We start from the raw sequence: 23,334 nt of genomic DNA, 5'->3' as shown, positions 1-23,334 counted from the left end.
ATCAGAACAGCAGCATGCGAAGGGGGGAGAGCAGCACCTGGATGGCGCTCTGCGTGAGCGACATGAGGGGGAGCAGCCAGAAGGTGCCGACCACGCCGGTGATGACCAGGGCCATCACGATGAAGAAGCCCCAGGGCTCGACGCGGGAGACGAGGGCGGCCTGTTTCCAGGGCAGCAGGCCGACGAGGATGCGGCCGCCGTCCAGCGGCGGCAGCGGGAACAGGTTGAAGGCGTACATGACGAGGTTGACCTTCAGGCCGGCCTCGCACATCTTGAGGAAGAAGGGCTCCTCCACGCCGGTGGCCACCAGCACATAGAACAGCACGATCCAGGCGATGGCCTGGATCAGGTTGGCGCCCGGGCCGGCCAGAGCGACCCAGATCATGTCGCGCTTGGGGTTGCGCAGGCGGCCGAAATTCACCGGCACCGGCTTGGCGTAACCGAACAGGAAGGCGCCGGAGGTGGCGAAGTACAGCAGCAGCGGCATTGCGATGGTGCCGATCGGGTCGATGTGGCTCAGCGGGTTGAGCGTGATGCGCCCCATCATCTCGGCGGTGTTGTCGCCGTAGTGCCGGGCCACGTAACCGTGCGCCGCCTCGTGCAGGGTGATGGCGAACAGCACCGGGATGGCGTAGAGAGCGACGGTTTGAACGATCTGGGCGAAATCCATGGTGGGGCGCGGCGGGCAAACGGGTATTGTCCCAGACTGGGCGGGCCGCCCGGTGGGGACGGCTCAGAGGCCGAGGCGGGCCAGGGCGCCCTGGCCGGTGCGCACCACCTCGGGTTCGCCGCCGGTGCCCATGGGCGTGAGATCGACCACCGTGGTGGGCGCCAGCGCGCAGGCGCCCGCGTCGATCACGCCGGCCAGGTCGTGTTCGAGCCGGTCGCGGATGTCCTGCGCGTCGTTGAGCGGGTCGGTTTCGTCGGGCAGGATCAGCGTGGTGGCCAGCAGCGGGGCGTTGTGCAGGTCCAGCAGGGCCTGCAGGGTCTTGTGCTCGGGCACGCGCAGGCCGATGGTCTTGCGCGAGGGGTGGCTCACGCGGCGCGGCACCTCCTTGCTGGCTTCGAGGATGAAGGTGTAGGGGCCGGGCGTGGCGAGCTTGAGCAGGCGGTACTGCCGGTTGTCCACCTTGGCGTAGCTCGCGAGCTCGCTCAGGTCGCGGCAGAGCAGGGTGAGGTGGTGCTTGTCGTCCACCTGGCGGATGCGGCGCAGGCGGTCGGCCGCGGCCTTGTCGTCGAGGTGGCAGACCAGGGCGTAGCTCGAATCGGTGGGCACCGCGAGCACGCCGCCGCGCTCGAGCAGTTGCACCGCCTGCTTGAGCAGGCGCGGCTGCGGGTTCTCGGGGTGGACTTCGAAATACTGGGACATGCCGACATTGTGACCCGCTCGGCGCGATCGACGCACACCAGGGGAGACAGTAGAAATTGCCGCAAAGGCGGTGTGCGGCGCGGCCTGCTCCCTTGGCCGTCCTCTGTCGGGGCAGCGGGCGCGCCATTTGCCCTGGGACGTGCATGGCGGCCAACACCACCTCCTCCTCCAACCTGCTGCAGCGGTACAAAGCCAAGCGCAATTTCGCGCGCACACCGGAGCCACCGGGCGAGGTCGGCCGCACGGCCAAGGCGCTGGGCTTCGTGGTCCAGAAACACTGGGCCAGCCGGCTGCATTACGACTTCCGCATCGAACTGGATGGCGTGATGAAGAGCTGGGCCGTGCCCAAGGGCCCCAGCCTGGACCCCGTGGACAAGCGCATGGCGGTGGAGGTGGAAGACCATCCCCTGGCCTACGCCGCCTTCGAAGGCACGATTCCGCCCAGGCAGTACGGGGCGGGCAAGGTCATCGTCTGGGACAAGGGGGTGTGGGCGCCCGAGGGCGACCCCCACGCCGGGCTGCGCAGCGGCAACCTGAAGTTCGAGTTGCTGGGCCACAAGCTGCGTGGGCGCTGGGCCCTGGTGCGCATGAAGACGCGCGACGAGAAAAAGCCCGCCTGGCTGCTGATCAAGGAGCGCGACGCCTTTGCCCGGTCCGCGGACGAGTTCAGCGTGGTCGACGCCGCGCCGGACAGCGTGGCCTCGCAAGGCATGCCATCGAAGGACACGGCCGACTGGCCGCCCGAAGCCGTGCCTGCCGCGCTGCCGGCCACCCTGTCGCCGCAGCTCGCCACGCGCTCGGAAAGCCCACCCGCCGCCGAGGCGGACTGGCTCTACGAAATCAAGTTCGATGGGTACCGCATGCTGGCGCGCGTCGACGGCACCGAGGTGAAGCTGTTCACCCGCAATGGCCACGACTGGACGCACCGCCTGCGGCCGCTGCACCAGGCGCTGCAGGACAGGCACCTGCCGCCGGGTTGGTACGACGGCGAGATCGTCGTGTTCGGCGACAGTGGCCTGCCCGACTTCGGCGCGCTGCAACGGTCGCTGGAGAACGAGCGCACCTCGGCCGTCGTGTTCTACCTGTTCGACCTGCCCTACGTGGGCGGCCACGATCTGCGGGCCGCGCCGCTGGTGGCGCGCCGCGCGGTGCTGGAGCGCCTGCTGCGCGACCACCCCGGCGGTGATGCGGTGCGCTTCAGCGCGGTGTTCGAGGAGTCCGCCGCCAGCGTGTTGACGTCGGCTTGCCGGCTCGGCCTGGAGGGCGTGATCGCCAAGCGCAAGGACGCCCCGTATCGGTCCACGCGCGGCACCGACTGGCTCAAGCTCAAGTGCGGGCAGCGCCAGGAGTTCGTGATCGGCGGTTTCACCGAGGGCAAGGGCTCGCGCACCGGCTTTGGCGCCCTGCTGCTGGGCCTGCACGAGGCGGACGGCTCGCTGCGGCATGTGGGCAACGTGGGCACCGGCTTCGACACCGGCACACTGTCCAGCCTGCACCGAAAGCTCAAAGCCCTGGAGCGGCGGACCAGCCCGTTCGCCCAGGCGACACTGGCGGGCCGGCCCCACTGGGTCACGCCCTCATTGGTGGCCGAGGTGGCCTTCTCGGACTGGACACACGCGGGCCACATCCGCCATGCGGTGTTCGTGGGGCTGCGTGAAGACAAGGCCGCAACAGCGGTGGAACGGGAGGTGGACGTGCCCAAGCCGAACGACTCGCCCGCGCCGGTGCGCAAACCGGGCAACCCGCCCGTGCCGGCGCAGAAGCCGCCCGCGCCTTCATCGGTGCGCGTGACCCACCCCGAGCGCGTGATCGACGCGAGCACCGGCGTGTCCAAGCTCGATCTGGTCACGTTCTACGCCACCGTGGGGCCGCTGATGATCGAGCACCTGCGGCAGCGGCCGGTGGCCCTGATGCGCGCGCCTTCGGGCATCGAGGGCGAGCTGTTCTTCCAGAAGCATGTGCCGCCGTCGATGAAGATGGCCGGCGTGGTGCAGCTCGATCCCGCGCTGGACCCGGGCCACGACCCTTGGGTGGCGGTGGCCACGCGGCGCGGGCTGCTCTCGGCGGCGCAATGGAACGTGGTCGAGTTCCACACCCAGAACGCGTTCGCGCGCACCTTCGAGAAGCCCAACCGCATCGTGTTCGACCTCGACCCCGGGGAAGGCGTGGCCTGGGCGCAGGTGCAGGAAGCGGCGCAGCTCACGCATTCGCTGCTGGACCACCTGGGCCTGGTGGGCTTTCTCAAGACCAGCGGTGGCAAGGGCCTGCACGTGGTCGTGCCGGTGCGCCAGCAGCACGACTGGGACAGCGTGAAAGGGTTCGCGCAGGCCGTGGTGCGGCACATGAGCGAGACCATTCCGCAGCGCTTCGTGGCCAAGAGCGGGCCTAGGAACCGGGTTGGCAAGGTCTTCGTCGACTACCTGCGCAACGGGCGCGGGGCGACCACCGTCAGCGCCTGGTCGGCGCGCGCGCGCCCGGGCATGGGCGTGTCCGTGCCGCTGGACTGGAGCGAGCTGCCGGCCTTGCGCGGCAGCGACCACTGGCACGTGCGCAACATCGCCGAGCGCCTGCCCATCGGCAACCGGCCCTGGAACGGCTATGCGCGGTCCGCGCGCTCGCTCACGCCGGCCATGAAGCTGCTGGGGTACCCGCCATGAGCCCGCGCGTGATCTGGAAAGGCGCCATCAGCTTCGGTCTGGTGCACGTGCCGGTGGCGCTGTACCCCGCCTCGCAGGACAGCGGCATCGACTTCGACTGGCTGGACCGGCGCTCCATGGACCCGGTGGGCTACCAGCGCATCAACAAGCGCACGGGCAAGCCGATCAAGGGCGACGACATCGTCAAGGGCGTCCAGCAGGACGATGGCGAGTACGTGATCGTGAGCGACGAGCAGATCAAGGCCGCCTACCCCGTGTCCACGCAGACCATCGAGATCGAGACCTTCGTGCAGGCGGCCGAGATCCCGTTCCTGCTGCTGGAGAAGCCGTACTACCTGGAACCCATCGGCAAGGGCGAGAAGGTCTATGCCCTGTTGCGCGAGGCCATGGCCCTGGCTGGCGTGATCGGCATTGCGCGCGTGGTGATGCACACCAAGGAACACCTGGCCGCGCTGATTCCCATGGGGCCTGCGCTGGTGCTCAACACCATCCGCTGGGCCAGCGAGATCCGGCCGGTGGAGGACCTGAAACTCCCGGCGGCCGGCAAGTCGGCCGCGGGCGTGAAGGCGGCCGAACTCAAGATGGCCACGCAGCTCATCAGCGACATGACCGGTCCCTGGGACCCGGAGGCCTATGAGAACCGGTTTGTCAGCGCGGTGCAGGCCCTGGTGCGGCAGAAGGTGAAGGCCGGCGACACCAAGACCGTGACGCCGCTGGAAGACGCGACCGAAGCGGCGGCACCGTCGAACGTGGTCGATCTCACCGAATTGCTGGCGCGCAGCCTGGCCGGTCGCAAGGGCGGCACCCCCAAGGCCGCCACGGCGAAGAAAACCGCCCCGGCCCGCCGGCGGGCCTGAATCACTCGGGTGGGTGGGCGTCGGCCGGCAGGCGCCGGTCGCGCGCGGTGAGCCAGCTTGCGGTGGCGCCGCACAGCACGATCAGCGCGATGCCGATCAACTCCCAGCGGCCTGGCACGTGGCCGAACACCAGCCAGCCGCAGAACATGGCGAAGCCGATCTGGCCGTAGAGGTAGGGCGTGAGCGTGGAGGCCGGCGTGCGCTGGAACGCCAGGATCAGCAGGAAGTGGCCGACCGTGCCCATGAGCCCGATCAGACACAGGATGGCGAAGGTGGCCATGTCGGGAATCGTCTGCCAGACCACCGGCAACACCAGGCTGGAGACCAGCGCACCGACCCAGCCGGTGTAGAAGTGCATGGTCATCGGGTCTTCGGTGCGCGCCATCTTGCTGGTGAGGATCTGGAACCAGGCGTAGGTGAACACCATCACCAGGGGCAGCAGGCTGGCCCAGCCGATCACGTCGCCACCGGGCTGCACCACCAGCAGCGCGCCGGCAAAGCCGCCCACCACCAGCAACCAGCGCAGCGGCGGCACGCGCTCGCGCAGGAACAGGGCCGCCAGCAGCGTGACCACCAGCGGCGTGATCATGACGATGGCGGTGAACTCGCCCACCGGCATGTACTGCAGGGCGACGAAGGACAGCGCGCTCACCGTCAGCAGCAGCGCGCCGCGCAGCAGCTGGAAGCGCGGGTGCTCGGTGCGCACCAGGCCGCGGCCGCGCACCGGCAGCATGACGGCGGTGACGAGCACCGCATGGAACACGTAGCGGAACCACACGGCCATCAGCACCGGCACGAAGGCGCCGACGTACTTCACCGAGGTGTCGAGCACCGCGAAGCAGGCCGTGGCCAGGATCAGGAAACCGATGCCCAGCGCGGCCTGCGCGGGCGTGTGGCGCGGAGGCTGCGCCATCACTGCAGGATGCGCGACTGCAGCAAGGCCCATACGGGCGTGACGCTGCCCGGCAGGTCGGGCAACTGGCCCAGGTCGGTGTGGCTTTCTTCGGGACTGTGGAAGTCGCTGCCGCGCGACGCGGCCAGGCCGAACTCCTGGCAGAACCCGGCGTACTTGACGTAGTCGGCCTGCCCGTGGGCGCCGGTCATCACTTCCACGCCCTGGCCGCCATGGGACTTGAATTCGGTGAACAGCGCGAACTCTTCGTTGGGCGTGAGCTTGTAGCGCCCCGGGTGGGCGATCACCGCCACACCACCGGACTGCGTGATCCAGCCCACCGCGTCACCCAGCGCCGCCCAGCGGTGCGGCACGTAGCCGGGCTTGCCTTCGGTGATGTACTTGCGGAACACCTCGTTGGTCTCCTTGCACACGCCGATTTCCACCAGGTAGCGCGCGAAATGCGAGCGCGAGATCAGCTCCGGGTTGCCCACGTACTTCAAGGCGCCTTCGTACACGCCCTTGATGCCCACGCGGGCCAGGTCGTCGCTCATTTCGCGCGCGCGCTGTTCGCGGCCGCCGCGCGTGGCGCGCAGGCCGGCCAGCAGCGCCGGGTGCTGGTGGTCCATGCCCAGGCCGACGATGTGCACGGTGATGCCGGCGAAGGTGACCGAGATCTCCGTGCCCGTGAGGTAGGGCAGGCCGGCCTCGCGAGCCGCGGCGATGGCGCGGTCCTGGCCGCCCAGTTCGTCGTGGTCGGTCAGCGCCCACAGTTCGACGCCGTTGGCCTTGGCGCGCTGGGCGAGCACCTCGGGCGTGAGGGTGCCGTCCGAGATCACGGAGTGGCAGTGCAGGTCGGCGTTGAGCAAAGGGTTCACCCGTTCATTTTAGGTGGGGGTGCCATGGCCCTGTGCGCCCAGGGGTTCAGCCCGTGTTCCGCAGGCCGGCGGCGATGCCGTTGATCGAGATGTGGATGCCCCGGCGCACGCGTTCGTCGCGATCGGCCTGGTTCTCGCCCGCCCGGTAGCGGCGCACCAGCTCCACCTGCAGGTGGTGCAGCGGGTCGATGTAGGGAAAACGGTGGCGCATGGAGCGCTGCAGCGCGGCGTTGTTCACCAGCCGCTGCTTTTCGCCGGTGATGAGCGCCAGCGCGTCGGCCGTGCGCCGCCATTCGGCCTCGATGGCCTTGAACACGTGGTTGCGCAGGCGCTTGTCGGGCATCAGTTCGGCGTAGCGCGAGGCCAGGGCGAGGTCGCTCTTGGCCAGCACCATGTCCATGTTGGAGAGCAGGGTGCTGAAGAAAGGCCACTGCTTGACCATCTTCTGCAGCAGCGCCTTCTGCGCGGCCACGCCCTTGGGGCCGTCCTGGTGCAGGAAGGCGTGCACCGCCGAGCCGAAGCCGTACCAGCCCGGCAGGGTGAGGCGGCACTGGCCCCAGCTGAAGCCCCAGGGGATCGCGCGCAGGTCCTCGATCTTCTGCGTGGCCTTGCGCGAGGCCGGGCGCGAGCCGATGTTGAGTTCGGCGATCTCGCGGATCGGGGTGGCGGCGAAGAAGTACTCGGCGAAGCGCGGGGTGTCGTAGACCAGCGCGCGGTAGGCCGCCATGCTCTGGCGCGAGAGTTCGTCGGCCGCAGCCAGGAAAGCGGCGGGCGCGTTGCGCGTGGGCTTGAGCAGCGTGGCTTCCAGCGTGGCGGCCACCAGGGTTTCGAGGTTGCGCCGGCCGATCTCGGGGTTGGCGTACTTGGAGCCGATCACCTCGCCCTGTTCGGTCAGGCGGATCTGGCCTCGCACCGTGCCCGGGGGCTGCGCCAGGATGGCCTGGTAGCTCGGGCCACCGCCGCGGCCCACGGTGCCGCCCCTGCCATGGAACATGCGCAGCTGGATCGGTTTCTCGGCGCCCTTGTTGAGGGTGTCGAACAGCTCGACCAGCGCGATCTCGGCCCGGTACAGCTCCCAGTTGCTGGTGAAGATGCCGCCGTCCTTGTTGCTGTCGGAGTAGCCGAGCATGATGTCCTGCTCGCTGTAGCCGTCGCCCGCGCCGCGCTGCACCATGGCGCGCACGCCGGGCAGGGCGAGGTACTCGCGCATGATGGGCGCGGCGTTGCGCAGGTCTTCGATGGTCTCGAACAGCGGCACCACGATCAGGTCGCACACCGCGTCGTCGGCCAGTGTGCCTCGCATCAGGCCGGCTTCCTTCTGCAGCAGCAACACCTCGAGCAGGTCGCTCACCGTTTCGGTGTGGCTGATGATGGCGTGGCGGATGGCTTGCGCGCCGAAGCGCTCGCGCCCGCTGCGCGCGGTGTCGAAGATCGCCAGTTCGCCCAGCGTGTGGGCCGAGTAGGCGACGCCGGGCACGCGCAGGGGTCGCGCGTCGTTCAGCTGGCGCAGCAAGACGGCGCGTTTGCCCGCTTCGTCGAGCTTCGAGTAATGGGGCTCGATGCGCGCGGCCGCGAGCAGCTCGGCCACGACTTCCTCGTGCTTGTCCGAGCTTTGTCGCAGGTCCACGGTGGCGAGGTGAAAACCGAACACCTGCACCGCGCGCATCAGCGGCAGCAGGCGCGCGCGCGCCAGGGCCTCGCCGTGGTGGGCCTTGAGCGAAGCCTCGATGGTGCGCAGGTCGTCCAGCAGTTCGGCGGCGCTGGCGTAGGGGTCTTGCGGCGCGATGGCGTGGCGCGCCGCTTCGCCGCCGGTGAGCCTCCCGAGCGTGGCCGCGAGGCGCGCGTACATGCCGGTGAGCGCGCGGCGGTAGGGCTCGTCCTGGCGGTGGGCGTTGGTGTCGGGCGAGCGCTCGGCCAGGGCCTGCATGGCCGGGTTCACGCTGTTGAGCATGGCCGAGACCGACAGCTCCGCGCCCAGGTGGTGCAGCTGCGTGAGGTGGTGGCGCAACACCATGTCGGCCTGGCTGTGCAGCGCGAGCTCCAGGGTCTGCGCGGTCACGTTGGGGTTGCCGTCGCGGTCGCCGCCGATCCACTGGCCCATGCGCAGGAAGGGGGCGATGGGCGGCGCGGCGTTGCCGCTGTCGCCCAGGCCTTCTTCCAGTTCGCGGTAGAGGCGGGGGATCTGCGTGAGGAAGGTCGCTTCGTAGTAGCTCAGCGAGTTCTCGATCTCGTCGGCCACGGTGAGTTTGGTGAAGCGCAGCAGGCGCGTCTGCCAGAGCTGCGTGACGCGCGCGCGGATCTGCGCCTCGATGTCGGCGCGTTCGCGCGGCAGGCGCTGAGGTTCGTCGCGCTCGCCGAGCAGGCGCGCGATGGCGCGTTCGGCGTCCAGGATGCTCTTGCGTTGCACCTCGGTGGGGTGGGCGGTGAGCACGGGCGAAATGTGGGCGCTGGCCAACGTCTGCACCACCTCGGCGGGCGCGATGCCGGCCTTGTGCAGGCGCTGCAGCGTGCGCGCGAGGCTGCCTTCCTGCAGGTTGCCGGCGCGCTCGTGCACCGCGCGGCGGCGGATGTGGTGGCGGTCTTCGGCCAGGTTGGCCAGGTGGCTGAAATAGGTGAAGGCGCGGATCACGCTCACGGCCTGGTCACCGGTCAGGCCCTTGAGCAGCTTCTTCAGCGCCTTGTCCGCCGATTCATCCGCATGACGGCGGAACGCCACTGAAAGTTGGCGGATCTGCTCGATCAGGTCGAACGCGGCCTGGCCCTCCTGCTCGCGGATCACGTCGCCCAGGATGCGGCCGAGCAGCCGGATGTCGTCGATGAGCGGCTGGTCCTTGTCGGCCCGTCCGGCGCCCTGGTTGGTGGTGGTTTTGTGGGCGGGGCGGGCGGGCTTTCGCGTCATGGTGGGTGGTGGGTTGGGGTGGACGGGCGCTCGACGGAACAGGGCATGCTAGCATCCAAAATCACCGCTTCCGTTACCAGCCGGGTACCAAAATCGCCCGCGACGTCCGGCCTTCCCGGACCCTCCTTCCCGACCCATGTCCCCATCTTCTTCCGCTGCTCTGGCCATCACCATCGCCACCCGTGAAAGCCGCCTCGCCCTGTGGCAGGCCGAACACGTCAAGGCCTTGCTCGGAGGCCTGGGCCACCGCGTCACGCTGCTGGGCATGACCACCCTGGGCGACCAGATCCTGGACCGCAGCCTGTCCAAGGTGGGCGGCAAGGGCCTGTTCGTGAAGGAACTCGAGCTCGCGCTGGAAGACGGCCGCGCCGACATCGCCGTGCACTCGCTGAAGGACGTGCCGATGGAGCTGCCGCCCGGCTTCGCGCTGGCCTGCGTGATGGAGCGCGAAGACCCGCGCGACGCCTGGGTCTCGCCGCACTGCGCGGGGCTGGCCGACCTGCCGGCCAATGGCGTGGTGGGCACCTCCAGCCTGCGCCGCCTGGTGCTGCTGCGCGCGGCGCTGGACCAGCTGGGCCGGGACGATGTGCGCATCGAACCCTTGCGCGGCAACCTCGACACGCGCCTGCGCAAGCTCGATGAAGGCAGGTACCACGCCATCGTGCTCGCCGCCGCCGGCCTCAAGCGCCTGGGGCTGGAGGCGCGCATCCGCCACATCTTCGACCCGATCGATTCCTTGCCGGCGGCCGGGCAGGGCGCCTTGGGCATCGAGGTGCGCGCCGACCGCGCCGACCTGATCGCCGCGCTGGCGCCGCTGGTGCACCAACCCACCTGGCTGCGCGTGGCCGCCGAACGCACGGTCTCGCGCGCCATGGGTGGCAGCTGCTCCATGCCGCTGGCCGCCTACGCCGACTGGGGCCGCGAAGGCGCGCTGCGGCTCGACGCGGCCTGGGGCGACCCCGAGGGGCAGGCACCGCTGGTGCGCGTCGGCACCCAAGCGGCCGTGACCACACTGGACGAGGCCGAGGCGCTGGGCCAGCAGGTGGCCCAGGCGCTGCGCGCGGCCGGTGCCGCGCCACCGGCCGCGGAGACTTGAGGCCTTGGTGGACACCGCCGCCCACCCGCCTGGCACCCGGCGCCGGCTGGAACGGCTCATCGTCACGCGGCCGGCGCCCGAGGCCCTGGCCTGGGTGGATGCCCTGCGCGCCGAAGGCTGGCCAGCCCAGGCCCTGCCCCTGATTGAAATTGCGCCACCCGCCGCCGAGGCCGACCAGGCCACGCTGCACCACTGGCGCGCGCACTGGACGCGGGCCGATGCCATCCTGTTCGTGAGCGGCGCGGCGGTGAGCCATTTCTTCGAGGGCGGGGTCGCACCCGCCAGCCAACCGCCGCACACCCGCTTCTGGGCCCCTGGGCCGGGCACGGCGCGCCTGCTCGAGCAGGCCATCGAACCGCTGGGCCTGGGTGCGGCCCACATCGATGCACCGCCTCCCGACGCCGCGCAGTTCGACTCCGAGCATTTGTGGCCGGTGGTCTCGTCCCAGGTCGGCCCGGGGCGGCAGGTGCTGATCGTGCGCGGCACCTCGGCCCAGGGAACCTCGGAGGCCGGGGTGGCCGGCACCGGCCGCGACTGGCTGATCCGCCAATGCACCACCGCCGGTGCGCAGGTGCAGGGATGTGTGGCGTATGCGCGACGCGCGCCCGTGCTTTCAGCCACCGACCGCGCCGTGATCGATGCGGCGGCCACGGCGCACAGCGTGTGGCTGTTCAGCAGCTCCGAAGCCCTGCTGCCGCTGCAGAACCTGCGGCCAGCCCCGGTGTGGGCGCCGGCGAGCGCGCTGGTCACGCACCCGCGCATCGCCGCTGCGGCCGCTCAGGCAGGGTTCGGCCAGATCTGTCAGACCCGTCCTGCATTGGCCGATGTGGTGCGCGCTCTAGAATCGGGCTGGACCCGACCATGAGCGCCGACACACCCGACCCCACTCCCCCCGTTGCCGCGCCGGCGCCCGCCGCCGTTGCGCCTCCCCCGGCGCCCGTGGCCGCTCCGCGGCGTTCGGGCCAGGTCTTTCAGTGGCTGGCCCTGCTGATCGCCGCGCTGGCGCTGGTGATGACGGGCCTGCTCTGGCAGAAGCTCGGCTTCACCCAGCAGGAACTGGCCCGCCGCAGCCAGGACACCATCGCGCAGGCCGTGGAGGCGCGCACGCTGGCGGCCCAGGCCGAAGCCCTCACGCAGGAACTGCAGGCCCGCCTGGCCGTGGCCGAGGTGCGGCTGTCGGAAGTGACCCTGCAGCGCAGCCAGCTCGAAGAGCTCATGCTCTCGCTCTCCCGCTCGCGCGACGACAACCTGGTGCAGGACCTGGAATCCGCGCTGCGCCTGGCGCAGCAACAGGCCCAGCTCACCGGCACCGCCCAACCGCTCATCTCGGCCCTGCAGGCCGCCGACCAGCGCATCGCGCGCGCCGCGCAGCCGCGCCTGAACCCGGTGCAGCGCGCCATCGGCCGCGACATCCAGCGCATCCAGGGGGCTTCCCTGGCCGACATCCCCGCGCTCACGCTGCAGCTCGATGAGCTCGCGCGGCAGGTGGACGACTGGCCGCTGCTCAACCAGGTGGGCCAGCCGGTGGCCGCGCCGTTGAGCAAGGGCAAGGCCGGGCGAAAGGCCGCCCCCGAACCCGTGGCGGTGAAGGACGCCGCGCCCGAGACCGCTGCCGTGCCCGACGCGGCGGCCGAACCGGACACCACCGGCTGGAGCCGCGTGTCGGGTTGGTGGAGCGGCCTGTGGACGCGCATCTGGACCGATGTCACCCGCAACGGCCGCGAGCTGGTGCGCGTGAGCCGCATCGACCGGCCCGAAGCCGTGCTTCTCGCGCCCGACCAGGCCCTGTTCATGCGCGAGAACCTCAAGCTCAAGCTGCTCAATGCGCGCCTGGGCCTGCTGGCCCGTCACATGCAGGCCAGCCAGGCCGATCTGATGGCCGTGGAAGCCGCGCTCGCGCGTTACTTCGACACCAACTCGCCCCGCGTGACCACCGCCCAGGCCACGCTGGCGCGCCTGCGCAAGGACCTGGTGGACAGCGACCTGCCGCGGCCCGAAGAAACCCTGACGGCCCTGACCGCCGCGGCAGGGGGGCGCTGATGGCCGCCCGTTTTGGTGGTGCCATGCGCAGCGTGTTCTGGCTGCTCGGCCTCGCGGCGCTGGCCGTGGCGCTCGCGCTGCTGGTGGGGCACAACGAGGCCACGCTCACCCTGTTCTGGCCGCCCTACCGTTTCGATGTCTCCTTCAACTTCGTCGTCTTCTGCCTGATCGGCGGCTTCGTGCTGCTGTACGCCGCGCTGCGCGCGTTCTCGATGTTGCGCGACCTGCCCGCGCAGGCCCAGCGCTGGCGCAGCCAGCAGATCGAGCGCGCCGTGGTCGGGTCGGTGATGGACGCGCTGTCGCACCAGCTGGCGGGTCGCTTCGTGCGCGCGCAGTCGGCGGCCCAGCAGGCGGTGGACCAGCTCAAGGGCGTGCCGGCCGGGCAATGGCCCCGCCGCGACCAGCTTCAGTTGCTCGCCCACCTGCTGCTGGCCGAGAGCGCGCAATCGCTGCAGAACCGCGAGCGCCGCGACGAGAACCTGCAGGCCGCCCTCAGCCCCAAGCTGGCCAAAAGCGCGCCGGAAGCCCACGAAGGTGCGCTGCTGCGCGCGGTGCGCTGGGCGGTGGAAGACCATGACGCCGACGCCGCGCGTGCGCGCCTGGCCGAGCTGCCGCAAGGCGCGAGCCGGCGCATCCAGGCGCTGCGCCTGAAGCTGCGCATCGCCCGCCTGGGCGGTGAGACCGGCGAGGCGCTGGAGACCGCGCGCGTGCTGGCCAAGCACCGCGCGTTTTCGCCCGAGGCCTCCCGCAGCATCGTGCGCGGCCTGGCGCTCGATGCCCTGCGCGAAGCGCACGACATGGCGCAGCTGGACGCGTTCTGGAACGGCCTGGACGCCACCGAGCGCGCCATGCCCGAAGTGGCCCTGGCCGCCGCGCGCCGCGCCAACCAATTGACCGGCCCCGCTACCAGCGAGCAGGACCGCGAGCTGGTCCACGCCCGCGTGCGCGCCTGGCTCGAACCCCTGTGGCCCGAGTTCGGGGCGCTGGACGTGGCGCAGCAGCGCCAGCTCGTGCTGGCGCTGGAACCCGGCCTGGGTGAGCTCGACGCCGCCGGGCTGGCCCGGCTGGAGCAGTTGCAGCGCCAGTGGCCGCAGAACGGCTTCCTGCAGTACCTCGCGGGTCAGGCCTGCATGCGTCGCCAGCTCTGGGGCAAGGCCGCGCAGATGCTGAGCCAGTCCAGCCACAGCCTGGACGACCCCGCCCTGCTGCGCCGCACCTGGCGTGGCCTGGCGCAACTGGCCGAGGAGCGGGGCGATGAAACGGCCGCGCAAGCTGCGTGGAAGCGGGCCGCGCTGCTGGACTGAGTCGAACCGAACCCAGGGGATGTGCCAGGACATCCCCAAAGAAAAAGCCGATCGGAACCCGATCGGCTTTTTCTTTGGGGCCTGCCGCCACGCCCGAAGGCGGGCGGCGGTGGCGAGAACTCAGGGGTTCTCGAACGGCAGCTTCATGTCGCGCAGGTCCTTGCGCGTTTCCACCAGCACCAGCGGACCTTCGTCCAGCACCACGGGCGGCTTGGGTTCGCGCGGCACATGGATGGGCTTGGGTTCGGCCGCGATGGCGGCCTGAACCTGGGCCACCTTCTCCGCGTTGGAGTTCACCCATTCCAGGCCACTGGCCTGCGCCACCTGGTCGAGGGATTCGACGGACAGCGTGAACGGCTGCACCTTGGGCAGGCCTCGGGTGCCAGGCGCTTCGACCGCGCGCGGTGCGGCGGCGGCCACGGGGGCTGCTGCGCGCGGCGCGCGAGGTGCTTCCGGCACCACGGCGGGCGCGGGTGCCGCCACTTCGGCCGCAGGTGCGGCCACCGGGGCCGGTGCCACCACTTCGGCAGGCGCCACAGCGACGGGTTCGGCCGCCGGCGCTTCGGTGGTTTCCGCGTTCACGGCAGGCGGCGTGGCCATGCTGAAGTAGCTGCGCACGGGGGCTTCGTAGGCCGAGGCATCGGGCGAGTCGTTCACCGCTGCGCTGCGCTCGGCAGGTGCCACGGTCTCGGCGGCGGCCGGAGCCTCTTCACCTTCGACCACGCCTTCGCGGGGGCCGCGTTCGCGGCGGTCGCGGCCATAACGGTCGCGGCTGCGGCGTTCGCGGTTGCCGCGTGGCGCGCCGTTCTCGGCGTCGCCCTCGCGCGGGGCTTGAGCTTCGCTCACGCCTTCGGCGACGGTGGCCGGCTGTTCACCTTCCACGGCGTCGGGACGGGGCGTTGCCTCGGCACCTTCGGCACCCGGCTGGCGGCGGCGGTTGTCACCGCGGGGGCGGCGATCGCGGTCGCGCTCACGGCGCTGCTGGCCTTCGGCCGCTTCGGGCGTGTCGCTCGGCGCGGCGTCCAGCGGCAGGGCGTTGTTGACGTTGCCGCCTTCGGCCGCCACAGGGGCTTCCCGGCGGCCACCTTCGCGGCGGTTGCCTTGGCGTCCTTCTCCACCGCGCCCTTCGTTGCGGTTCTCGTTGCGGCCTTCACCACGGTTCTCGTTGCGACCTTCGCCGCGGCCTTCACCGCGACGGCCTTCGCCACGCGCCTGTTCGTTGCGACCTTCCACGCGGCCGCCCTCGGCGCGCGCCTCGACCGCACGGCCTTCGCCACCGCGGCCACTGTTGCGGCCACCGCCTTCGCGGCCTTCGCGCGAACCACGGCCTTCGGCGCCACCACGGCCACCGCGGCTGCGGCCGTCACGGCCACCTTCGCGGCGACCGCCGTCGGCACGTTCCTCGCGGGCACCGCCCTTGGCGGCCGGTGCGGCCACGGCAGGGGTTGCCGCCGGCTTGGCCGGTGTGGGCTCGGCGCCGAACAGGCTCTTGAGCCAGCCGAAGAATCCCTTCTCGGCCGGTGCCGGTGCGGCCGGCACGGCCTTGGCGGCCACGGGCGCTGCCACCGGGGCGGCGGCGGGGGGCGGCGTTTCGGGGCGCGGTGCGGCCACGGGCGCGGGACCGTCGGGCAGCACGCCCTTGATCACCGGTTCCTGCTTGTTGGTGCGTTCCTGGCTGCGGCGCGTGAAGCTGGCGACGTCGTCCACTTCATCGGCCAGCTTGTAGCTCGCGTCCAGGTTGTCCAGGCGCGGGTCGTCGTGCTTGAGGCGCTCGAGCTTGTAGTTGGGCGTGTCGAGCGACTTGTTGGGCACCAGCAGCACGCTGATGCGCTGCTTGAGTTCGATCTTGGTGATCTCGGTGCGCTTTTCGTTCAGCAGGAAACTGGCCACTTCGACCGGCACCTGCACCAGCACGGCGGCCGTGCTGTCCTTGAGCGACTCTTCCTGGATGATGCGCAGGATCTGCAGCGCCGAGCTCTCGGTGTCGCGGATGTGGCCGGAACCACCGCAGCGCGGGCAGGGGATGGAGGCGCCTTCGTTGAGCGCGGGCTTGAGGCGCTGGCGGCTCATTTCGAGCAGACCGAACTTGCTGATGGCGCCGAACTGCACGCGGGCGCGGTCCTGGCGCAGCGCGTCGCGCAGGCGGTTTTCCACTTCGCGGCGGTTCTTCGACTCTTCCATGTCGATGAAGTCGATCACCACCAGACCACCCAGGTCGCGCAGGCGCGCCTGGCGGGCCACTTCGTCGGCGGCTTCCAGGTTGGTGCGGGTCGCGGTTTCCTCGATGTCGCCGCCCTTGATGGCGCGGGCCGAGTTCACGTCCACCGCCACCAGCGCTTCGGTCTGGTCGATCACGATGGCGCCGCCAGAAGGCAGGTTCACCGTGCGGCTGTACGCGGTTTCGATCTGGTGCTCGATCTGGAAGCGCGAGAACAGCGGCGCGTCGTCGCGGTAGCGCTTCACACGGTGCCCGTGCTCGGGCATCACGTGGCTCATGAACTGGTGAGCCTGTTCGAAGATGTCGTCGGTGTCGATCAGGATCTCACCGATGTCGCTGTTGAAGTAGTCGCGGATCGCGCGGATCACCAGGCTCGATTCCTGGTAGATCAGGAAGGCGCCCTTGCCACCCTTGGTCGCGCCGTCGATGGCGTTCCAGAGCTTGAGCAGGTAGTTCAGGTCCCACTGCAGTTCGGCGGCGTCGCGGCCGATGCCGGCGGTGCGCGCGATGATGCTCATGCCATTGGGGTACTCGAGCTGGTCCAGCGCCTGCTTGAGTTCCTGGCGGTCTTCGCCTTCGATGCGGCGGCTCACGCCACCGCCACGCGGGTTGTTGGGCATCAGCACCACGTAGCGGCCGGCCAGGCTCACGAAGGTGGTGAGGGCGGCGCCCTTGTTGCCGCGTTCTTCCTTTTCCACCTGGACCAGCAGTTCCTGGCCTTCGCGGATCACGTCGTTGATGCGGGCCTGGTTGACCGGCACGCCGGCGGCGAAATACTGGCGCGAGATTTCCTTGAAAGGCAGGAAGCCGTGGCGTTCTTCGCCGTAGTCGACGAAGCAGGCTTCGAGCGACGGCTCCACGCGGGTGACCACCGCTTTGTAGATGTTGCCCTTGCGCTGTTCGCGCCCTTCGATTTCGATTTCGTAGTCGAGCAATTTCTGCCCGTCCACGATCGCCAGGCGGCGCTCTTCGGCCTGCGTGGCGTTGATCAGCATGCGTTTCATGATGCGTTCCTTCGTTCAAACACAAGGACGCAGGGGCCACCGGCCCATGCGCCAACCTGCCGTGAACCAGCGGAAGCGCGAACGAGGGGAGGAATTGCCGGAGAGCCGTTGACCCGCGGTTCGGGGAAGGCGTTCAACACAGGCGGGCACCAGGGTGCCGCGTCGAACCGCCAGGTCAGGGCGTAGGCGCGTGGAGGTGGGTGAACAGGGAAGAAGGCTCGATGGCTGTCATTGACATGGATCTGGCCGGTGTCTCTCTGGCTTCACTTCGTCCTCACCCAGCCACGTGTTGCGGGCTGGGTGATTGGGGGTATTCCGTATTCGGGTTCGTGTTCTTCAGCGGATTCGCCCGCGGCTTCGACCGGCCCGCCGCCGTGCCAGGATTCGCATGGGAATGCATCGGGCAACGGCGCCAGACCCGGGTGCTGCGGGTGGCAACCCACCCGCGGCGGACGCCTTGCCTTGCAAGCTGCGGTCCCTTGCCTTGGGTGACTGCCTTAAACTCAAGGTAAATCAATCACTTACGGCACACGACGGGTGTGACGCATTATAGTCAGCTCCCCGCCATTCGTGGTGGCCTTATTCACACCCATGCTCAGCAACCCGAATTCGGGGGAAATCCGACACATCACGGTTGACGAAGAGTCGGCGGGGCAGCGGTTGGACAACTTCCTCATCCGCATCCTCAAAGGGGTGCCCAAATCGCACATCTACCGCATCATCCGCTCGGGCGAGGTGCGCCGGAACAAGGGCCGGGTGTCGGCCGACGACCGCGTCGCCCTTGGCGATGTGTTGCGCATTCCGCCGATCCGGCTGTCCGAACGCGCCGAAGAGAAGGCGGCCCATCCGGCGCCGGCGCGCGAATTCCCGGTCGTGTTCGAGGACGAGGCCTTTCTGGCGATTGACAAGCCCGCCGGCGTTGCGGTGCATGGTGGCAGCGGCGTGAGTTTCGGCGTGATCGAACAAATGCGCCAGGCTCGGCCGCAGGCCCGATTGCTCGAATTGGTGCATCGCCTGGACCGGGAAACCAGCGGTCTGTTGCTGATTGCCAAGAAAAAGAGCGCGCTCAAGGCATTGCAGGACCAATTTCGCGAACGCGAAACCGGAAAAACCTATCTGGCGATGGTCAAAGGCGTCTGGCCCGCCCGCCTGAAGGTGCTGGACCAGCCTTTGCACAAATACCTATTACCTGATGGCGAACGGCGTGTGAGGGTGACGACAGCCGACGATTCGGACGGCATGCGCTCGGTCACGCTGGTGAAGGTGGCGCAGCGCGTGCCCGCGCCACCAGGCCTGGAGGCGGTCGTTCCCGAAGGCTTCAGCCTGTTGGAGGTCACCATCAAGACCGGCCGCACCCATCAGATTCGCGTGCATTTGTCCAGCGCCGGCCATCCGATTGCGGGTGACGATAAATACGGCGATTTCGAACTCAATCGGCAATTGGCACGGATTGGTTTGAAACGCATGTTCCTGCACGCCTGGCGTTTGAGGTTGACACATCCTGTCACCAAATCCGCGTTGGAACTGCAGGCCGAATTGCCGCCGGAGCTATATAAATGGCGATCCCCCGGAATAGAATGATGGTCTGCGTCGTTGGCAGACATCCGGTTCCGGATGGATCAAACATTACCTAAAAAGGACGATTTCAATGGCAAGTTATTCCGAACTCATGGCGCAAGCCCAGAACCTGATGGCACAGGCCGAGCAGGCGCGCAAGGACGAGCTCTCCGCGGTCATCGCCGACATCAAGGCGAAGATGAAGCAATTCGGCATCACTACCGCCGATCTGGGCAGCACTTCGGCGACCAAGAAGACCGGCAAATCCAAATCGGCCGCACCGGCCAAGTACAAAGGCCCGAACGGTGAACTCTGGGCAGGTGGCCCGGGCCGCAAGCCCGAATGGGTTCGCGCCGTGCTGGCATCGGGCAAGAGTCTGGACAGCTACCTGATCTGATCCACTCCCCTGCCTCCTTGCACACGGCCCGCCTCTGGCGGGCTTTGTCTTTGGTACCCTCGAAAGCATGTTTCGAATACTTGTCGTCTGCATGGGCAACATCTGCCGCTCGCCCATGGCGTCCAGCGTGCTGCACGCCGCCATCGCGCGCCGCCAGCTGGCGCAGCGGGTGGAGGTGGATTCCGCCGGCACCTATGCCGGCCACCAGGGGGAAAAGCCCGACCGCCGGGCGATCACCCTGGCGATGGCGCGCGGTTACCCGCAGATCGAGCGCGAGCGCGCCCGCCGCGTGCGCGATGAGGACTACAGGAACTTCGACCTGATCCTCGCCATGGACGCGGACAACCTGGAGAACCTGCGCTTCAAGTGCCCGCCCGAGCACCAGCACAAGCTGCACCTGTTCCTGGAGTACGCGGGTGTGGAAGGCCGGCGCGAAGTGCCCGACCCGTACTACGGCAATGCCCAGGGCTTCGAGGTGGTGCTGGGGCTGTGCGAGCAGGGCAGCGAGGGCGTGCTCGCACGGGTGCTGAGCACGCTGGACTGAGGCGGCTTCAGGCCTGGTGGTACTCGCGGTACCAGCGCACGAAGCGTTCGATGCCGTCCTTCAGGGGCGTGGAGGGCGCGAAGCCCACCCAGCGGTGCAGGGCCTCGGTGCTGGCGTAGGTCGCCGGCACGTCGCCGTCCTGCATGGGCAGGAATTCCTTGATCGCCTCGCGCCCCAGCGCCTGTTCGATGCAGCCGATGAAGTCCATCAGCGGCACCGGGTCGTGGTTGCCGATGTTGAAGATGCGGTAGGGCGGTCCACCCGCGTTCTCGGGCGTGGCCGGTTTGTCGAGCACGCGCAGCACGCCTTCGACGATGTCGTCGATGTAGGTGAAGTCGCGCTTCATCTTCCCGTGGTTGAAGACCTGGATCGGCCGGCCTTCGAGCACCGCGCGGGTGAAGCTGAAGTAGGCCATGTCGGGCCGGCCCCAGGGCCCGTACACCGTGAAGAAACGCAGGCCGGTGGTGGGTAGCCCATAGAGGTGGCTGTAGGTGTGGGCCATCAGCTCGTTGGCCTTCTTGGTGGCCGCGTACAGGCTCACCGGGTGGTCGACGGCGTCGGTTTCCTCGAACGGCATCTTGGTGTTGCCCCCATACACGCTGGAGCTGGACGCGTAGACCAGGTGGCCCGGCTTCTGCGCGCGGCAGCCTTCCAGGATGTGGCCGAAGCCGGTGAGGTTGCTGTCGAGGTAGGCGTTGGGGTGCGTGATCGAGTAGCGCACACCGGCCTGGGCCGCCAGGTGCACCACGGCGTCGAAGCGGTGGCTGGCGAACAGCCGGGCCATGGCCTCGCGGTCGGCCACATCGACCTGTTCGAAGGCGAAACCCGGGTGTTTCTGCAGCGGCTCCAGGCGGGCGCGCTTGAGCGCGACGGCGTAGTAGTCGTTGAGGTTGTCGATGCCGAGCACCGTGTCGCCGCGCGCCAGCAGGCGCTGGGCGGTGTGCATGCCGATGAAGCCGGCCGCGCCAGTCAGGAGGATGTGCATGGCGGTATGTTAGCCGCCAGCCTGCCTCAGTCTTTCTGCCAGATCACCCGTTTTCCGGACGTTTCCCACGTTTCGTAGTGCCGCGCGTACAGGTCTTCGATGCGGTTGCGCTTGACCTTGAAGGTGGGCGTGATGATGTCGTTGTCCACCGTCCAGGCGGTGGTGACGACCACGATGCACTGCAGCTGCTCGTGCGGGTCCAGCGTGGCGTTGATGCCTTTGAGGTGGCTGGCCAGCGAGGTTTCGAGCTCGGTGCGCGCGGCGGCGTCGTTCGCCACGCGCGCGGCCGCGTCCGCGTTGAGCATCACGATGCCCAGGGGCTGGCCCAGGTTGGCGCCGGTCACCACGCAGGCTTCCACGGCCTCGTGCATCACCAGCTTGTCCTCGATCGGCGCGGGCGCCACGTACTTGCCCTTGCCGGTCTTGAACAGGTCTTTCACACGGCCGGTGATGCGCAGCAGGCCCTGTTTGTCGATCGTGCCCTTGTCGCCGGTCTTGAGCCAGCCGTCTTCGGTGAAGGCCTCGTGGCTCTTCTCGGGCTCCTTGTAGTAACCCTGCATCAGCGCCTGGCTGCGCATCTGCACCTCGCCGGTCTCGGGGTCGAGGCGGTGCTGCACGCCGGCGTAGGTGGGGCCCACGGTGCCCTGCTGGTTCTTGCCCGGCTCGGTGATGTGCGAGAGCGCGAGGTTCTCGGTCATGCCGTAGCCCTCGTTGATGTTCAGGCCGAGCTGGCTGTACCACTGCAGCAGGGCCATGGGCATGGGCGCGGCGCCACCGGCGGCGAACTTGCACTGGTCCAGGCCCAGGGCCTTCATCACCTTGCGGCGCACGATGCCACCCAGGATGGGGATGCCCAGGAGCCGGTTGAGCTTGGCCGGCGGCATCTTCGCGTGGATGCCCTGCTGGAACTTGACCCACAGGCGTGGCACCGAGAAGAAGATGGTGGGCCGCGCGCGCTGCAGGTCGGCGGCGAAGGTGTCGAGCGACTCGGCGAAGTACACGTGCATGCCGGTGCGCAGCCAGCCGTGTTCGACCAGCATGCGCTCGACCACATGGGCCAGCGGCAGGTAGGACAGCATGCGGTCTTCGCCCGAGAGCGGGATGCGCTTGACGCCGGAGTCGATGGCCCAGGCGAAGTTGCCGAAGCTGTGCATCACGCCCTTGGGCATGCCGGTGGTGCCCGAAGTGTAGATCAGGGTCGCGAGTTCGTCGGCGCCGCGCGTGGGCTCACCCTGCAGCGGCTGGTGGCGGCCGCAGATCGCGTCCCAGCCTTCGTAGGCCTGGATCGCGTCCAGCGGCGAGAGCGCGTAGCTGATGCAGGGCAGGCCGGCGGGCACGCCGGGCTTCATGCCTTCCCAGCCATCGAGCTTGCCAATGAAACAGGCCTTGGCCTCGCTGTGGGTGAGGATCTGGCGCACCGTCTCGGCCGCGAGCGTGGGGTAGAGCGGCACCGACACGTGGCCGGCCATCCAGATGGCGAGGTCGCTCATCATCCACCAGGCGCAGTTCTTCGAGAGGATCGCGACCTTGGAGCCCGGCGCCCAGCCTTGCGATTGCAGGTGGGTGGCCATGCGCCGCACCTGGTCGCCGATCTCGGCCCAGGTGAATTCCTGCACCGCGCCCGCGCCCATGGGCTGTGTGAGCGCAACGCGGTTGGGATCGGTCTTTTCCCAGTGGTACAGGCGTTGCAGGGCGAGCAGCTCGGGCGCGACTTGGGTCATGTGACGTGTCTCCGTTGTTGTGTGTGCGAAGGGGGAATCTACCAAGCCCCCCGCACGCTGTTTAGAGGGTTTCACCTGTTCGGAGCCGCTTCGCGGTCCAGGGTTCACTCGGTGAAGTCCACCGAGAGGGCGGGCAGGGGTTCGGTGAAACGCGCCGACCAGCGCTCGCCGGGCCGCACCGCCCAGGCGTCGGTCCAGGTGCCGGTGGTGACCACGTCGCCGGGCCGCAGATCGGGCGCGCCGGGGCAGGCGCGCAGGGTGTCGACAAAGTGCTTGAGCGCGCGCAAGGGGCTGTCGAGCACGTTGCTGCCCTGGCCCAGTTCGACCGGCTCTTCGTTCTTGAGCAGCGTGACACCGGCGTTGGCCAGCAGCGCATCGAGTTCGGCGGCGTTCCTCGCGAGCCCGCTCAAGGCCACGCGCGGGCCCACGAGCAAATGCGCGTGCAGCGCGCCGTCGGCCACGGTGTCGGCCGGCAGGAACTTCCAGTCGAGCAGGTGCGACTGCACGATCTCGAAGCCCGGTGCGATCCAGTCGAGGGCGTCGAACAGATCGTCCAGTGTGGCGTTCGCCGCCGGCGTGGCCTTCAGGCCGAACACGGTCTCGGGCTCCAGGCGGGGCTGGCAGCTGCGCTCGAGCGACACACGGCCTTCGCCCTCGCAGAACGTCAGCGTGGTGTCCCACACCGTGCCCCAGATCGGCGCGAACACGTTGTAGCGTGCCCAGATCGTGCGGTTGGTGAAGCCCACCTTGTAGCCGCGCGGCTGCTCGCCGCGCGCCAGGCGCAGGTCGCGCACCGCCAGGGCCTGTGCGTAGGCGGCGTCCAGATCGAAGCCGGTTTGCGCGCTGAGCGGGGCGGGCCAGAGGCGGCCCTGGTCCAGGTGGTCGAGCAGGGTCTGCGGGTTCATGGGCCCATCAT

The 23,334-nt window shown here is 69.1% G+C and carries 18 protein-coding genes; 9 read left to right on the top strand and 9 right to left on the bottom strand.

Features of this window, described 5'->3' with window-relative positions; all coding sequences use genetic code 11:
• Position 1 precedes the first annotated feature (1 nt).
• Both ABSY19_RS07310 and ABSY19_RS07305 read right to left on the bottom strand, forming a co-directional pair.
• The gene (locus ABSY19_RS07310) at positions 2–670 is read right to left on the bottom strand and encodes a site-2 protease family protein (protein ID WP_382160728.1); all 669 of its coding nucleotides are present in this window, start codon (positions 668–670) and stop codon (positions 2–4) included.
• A gap of 63 nt (positions 671–733) precedes the next feature.
• On the bottom strand, positions 734–1,369 hold the full coding sequence (locus ABSY19_RS07305) for an L-threonylcarbamoyladenylate synthase (protein WP_291121812.1): 636 nt from the start codon (positions 1,367–1,369) through the stop codon (positions 734–736).
• A gap of 143 nt (positions 1,370–1,512) precedes the next feature.
• On the opposite strand from ABSY19_RS07305, the gene ligD reads away from it, so the two are divergent.
• A complete protein-coding gene (gene ligD, locus ABSY19_RS07300; protein WP_382160725.1) occupies positions 1,513–4,026 on the top strand; it encodes a DNA ligase D in 2,514 nt (837 codons plus the stop codon).
• Positions 4,023–4,883, top strand: coding sequence for a Ku protein (locus ABSY19_RS07295; protein WP_382160722.1), 861 nt, complete (start codon positions 4,023–4,025; stop codon positions 4,881–4,883). Before ligD ends, ABSY19_RS07295 begins: the two co-directional genes overlap by 4 nt.
• Position 4,884: 1 nt before the next feature.
• Here ABSY19_RS07295 and ABSY19_RS07290 read toward each other — a convergent pair whose 3' ends face one another.
• The 3 genes from ABSY19_RS07290 to ppc are packed head-to-tail and all read right to left on the bottom strand — an operon-like array spanning position 4,885 to position 9,552.
• Positions 4,885–5,796, bottom strand: coding sequence for a DMT family transporter (locus tag ABSY19_RS07290; RefSeq protein ID WP_382160720.1), 912 nt, complete (start codon positions 5,794–5,796; stop codon positions 4,885–4,887).
• Entirely contained in the window at positions 5,796–6,653 is an 858-nt protein-coding gene (locus tag ABSY19_RS07285) for a 3',5'-nucleoside bisphosphate phosphatase (RefSeq protein ID WP_382160717.1), read from the bottom strand. The genes ABSY19_RS07290 and ABSY19_RS07285 overlap by 1 nt, the downstream gene beginning before the upstream one ends.
• Before the next feature lie 46 nt (positions 6,654–6,699).
• Positions 6,700–9,552 (bottom strand): phosphoenolpyruvate carboxylase, encoded by a 2,853-nt coding sequence (ppc, locus tag ABSY19_RS07280; protein WP_382160715.1) that lies wholly within the window; start codon positions 9,550–9,552, stop codon positions 6,700–6,702.
• 136 nt (positions 9,553–9,688) lie between these two features.
• Here ppc and hemC point away from each other — a divergent pair, with 136 nt between their 5' ends.
• Genes hemC through ABSY19_RS07260 form a run of 4 tightly spaced genes read left to right on the top strand, consistent with a single transcriptional unit; the run spans position 9,689 to position 13,992 of the window.
• Positions 9,689–10,648: a hydroxymethylbilane synthase gene (hemC, locus tag ABSY19_RS07275; protein WP_382160712.1), complete on the top strand. Its 960-nt coding sequence runs from the start codon at positions 9,689–9,691 to the stop codon at positions 10,646–10,648.
• Positions 10,649–10,655: 7 nt separating this feature from the next.
• Positions 10,656–11,513, top strand: a complete 858-nt coding sequence (locus tag ABSY19_RS07270; protein ID WP_382163725.1) for a uroporphyrinogen-III synthase — start codon at positions 10,656–10,658, stop codon at positions 11,511–11,513.
• On the top strand, positions 11,510–12,688 hold the full coding sequence (locus tag ABSY19_RS07265) for a uroporphyrinogen-III C-methyltransferase (protein WP_382160709.1): 1,179 nt from the start codon (positions 11,510–11,512) through the stop codon (positions 12,686–12,688). The genes ABSY19_RS07270 and ABSY19_RS07265 overlap by 4 nt, the downstream gene beginning before the upstream one ends.
• Positions 12,689–12,711: 23 nt before the next feature.
• Positions 12,712–13,992 carry a heme biosynthesis HemY N-terminal domain-containing protein gene (locus ABSY19_RS07260; RefSeq protein ID WP_382163723.1) on the top strand — a complete coding sequence of 427 codons (1,281 nt, stop codon included), beginning with the start codon at positions 12,712–12,714 and terminating at the stop codon, positions 13,990–13,992.
• Positions 13,993–14,112: 120 nt separating this feature from the next.
• Here ABSY19_RS07260 and ABSY19_RS07255 read toward each other — a convergent pair whose 3' ends face one another.
• Entirely contained in the window at positions 14,113–17,214 is a 3,102-nt protein-coding gene (locus ABSY19_RS07255) for an Rne/Rng family ribonuclease (protein WP_382160707.1), read from the bottom strand.
• Between the two features lie 591 nt (positions 17,215–17,805).
• Between ABSY19_RS07255 and ABSY19_RS07250 the strand changes: the two genes are divergently transcribed.
• The 3 genes from ABSY19_RS07250 to ABSY19_RS07240 all read left to right on the top strand — a co-directional run bounded on the left by ABSY19_RS07250 (position 17,806) and on the right by ABSY19_RS07240 (position 19,712).
• A complete protein-coding gene (locus ABSY19_RS07250; protein ID WP_382160704.1) occupies positions 17,806–18,795 on the top strand; it encodes an RluA family pseudouridine synthase in 990 nt (329 codons plus the stop codon).
• A 67-nt stretch (positions 18,796–18,862) separates the two neighbouring features.
• Positions 18,863–19,168 (top strand): H-NS family nucleoid-associated regulatory protein, encoded by a 306-nt coding sequence (locus ABSY19_RS07245; RefSeq protein WP_382160701.1) that lies wholly within the window; start codon positions 18,863–18,865, stop codon positions 19,166–19,168.
• Positions 19,169–19,235: 67 nt separating this feature from the next.
• Entirely contained in the window at positions 19,236–19,712 is a 477-nt protein-coding gene (locus tag ABSY19_RS07240) for a low molecular weight protein-tyrosine-phosphatase (RefSeq protein ID WP_382160699.1), read from the top strand.
• Between the two features lie 7 nt (positions 19,713–19,719).
• On the opposite strand, the gene ABSY19_RS07235 is transcribed toward ABSY19_RS07240, so the two are convergent.
• From ABSY19_RS07235 to ABSY19_RS07225, 3 genes are all read right to left on the bottom strand, one after another.
• Entirely contained in the window at positions 19,720–20,697 is a 978-nt protein-coding gene (locus tag ABSY19_RS07235; RefSeq protein ID WP_382160697.1) for an NAD-dependent epimerase, read from the bottom strand.
• Between the two features lie 26 nt (positions 20,698–20,723).
• Positions 20,724–22,418: an AMP-binding protein gene (locus tag ABSY19_RS07230; protein ID WP_382160695.1), complete on the bottom strand. Its 1,695-nt coding sequence runs from the start codon at positions 22,416–22,418 to the stop codon at positions 20,724–20,726.
• A gap of 104 nt (positions 22,419–22,522) precedes the next feature.
• Positions 22,523–23,323: a 2-keto-4-pentenoate hydratase gene (locus tag ABSY19_RS07225; RefSeq protein ID WP_382160692.1), complete on the bottom strand. Its 801-nt coding sequence runs from the start codon at positions 23,321–23,323 to the stop codon at positions 22,523–22,525.
• Positions 23,324–23,334 lie beyond the last annotated feature (11 nt).

It is taken from the genome of Hydrogenophaga sp. ANAO-22 (assembly GCF_042466645.1).
GTDB lineage: Bacteria > Pseudomonadota > Gammaproteobacteria > Burkholderiales > Burkholderiaceae_C > Hydrogenophaga.
This window is presented reverse-complemented; position numbering and strand designations above follow the sequence as displayed.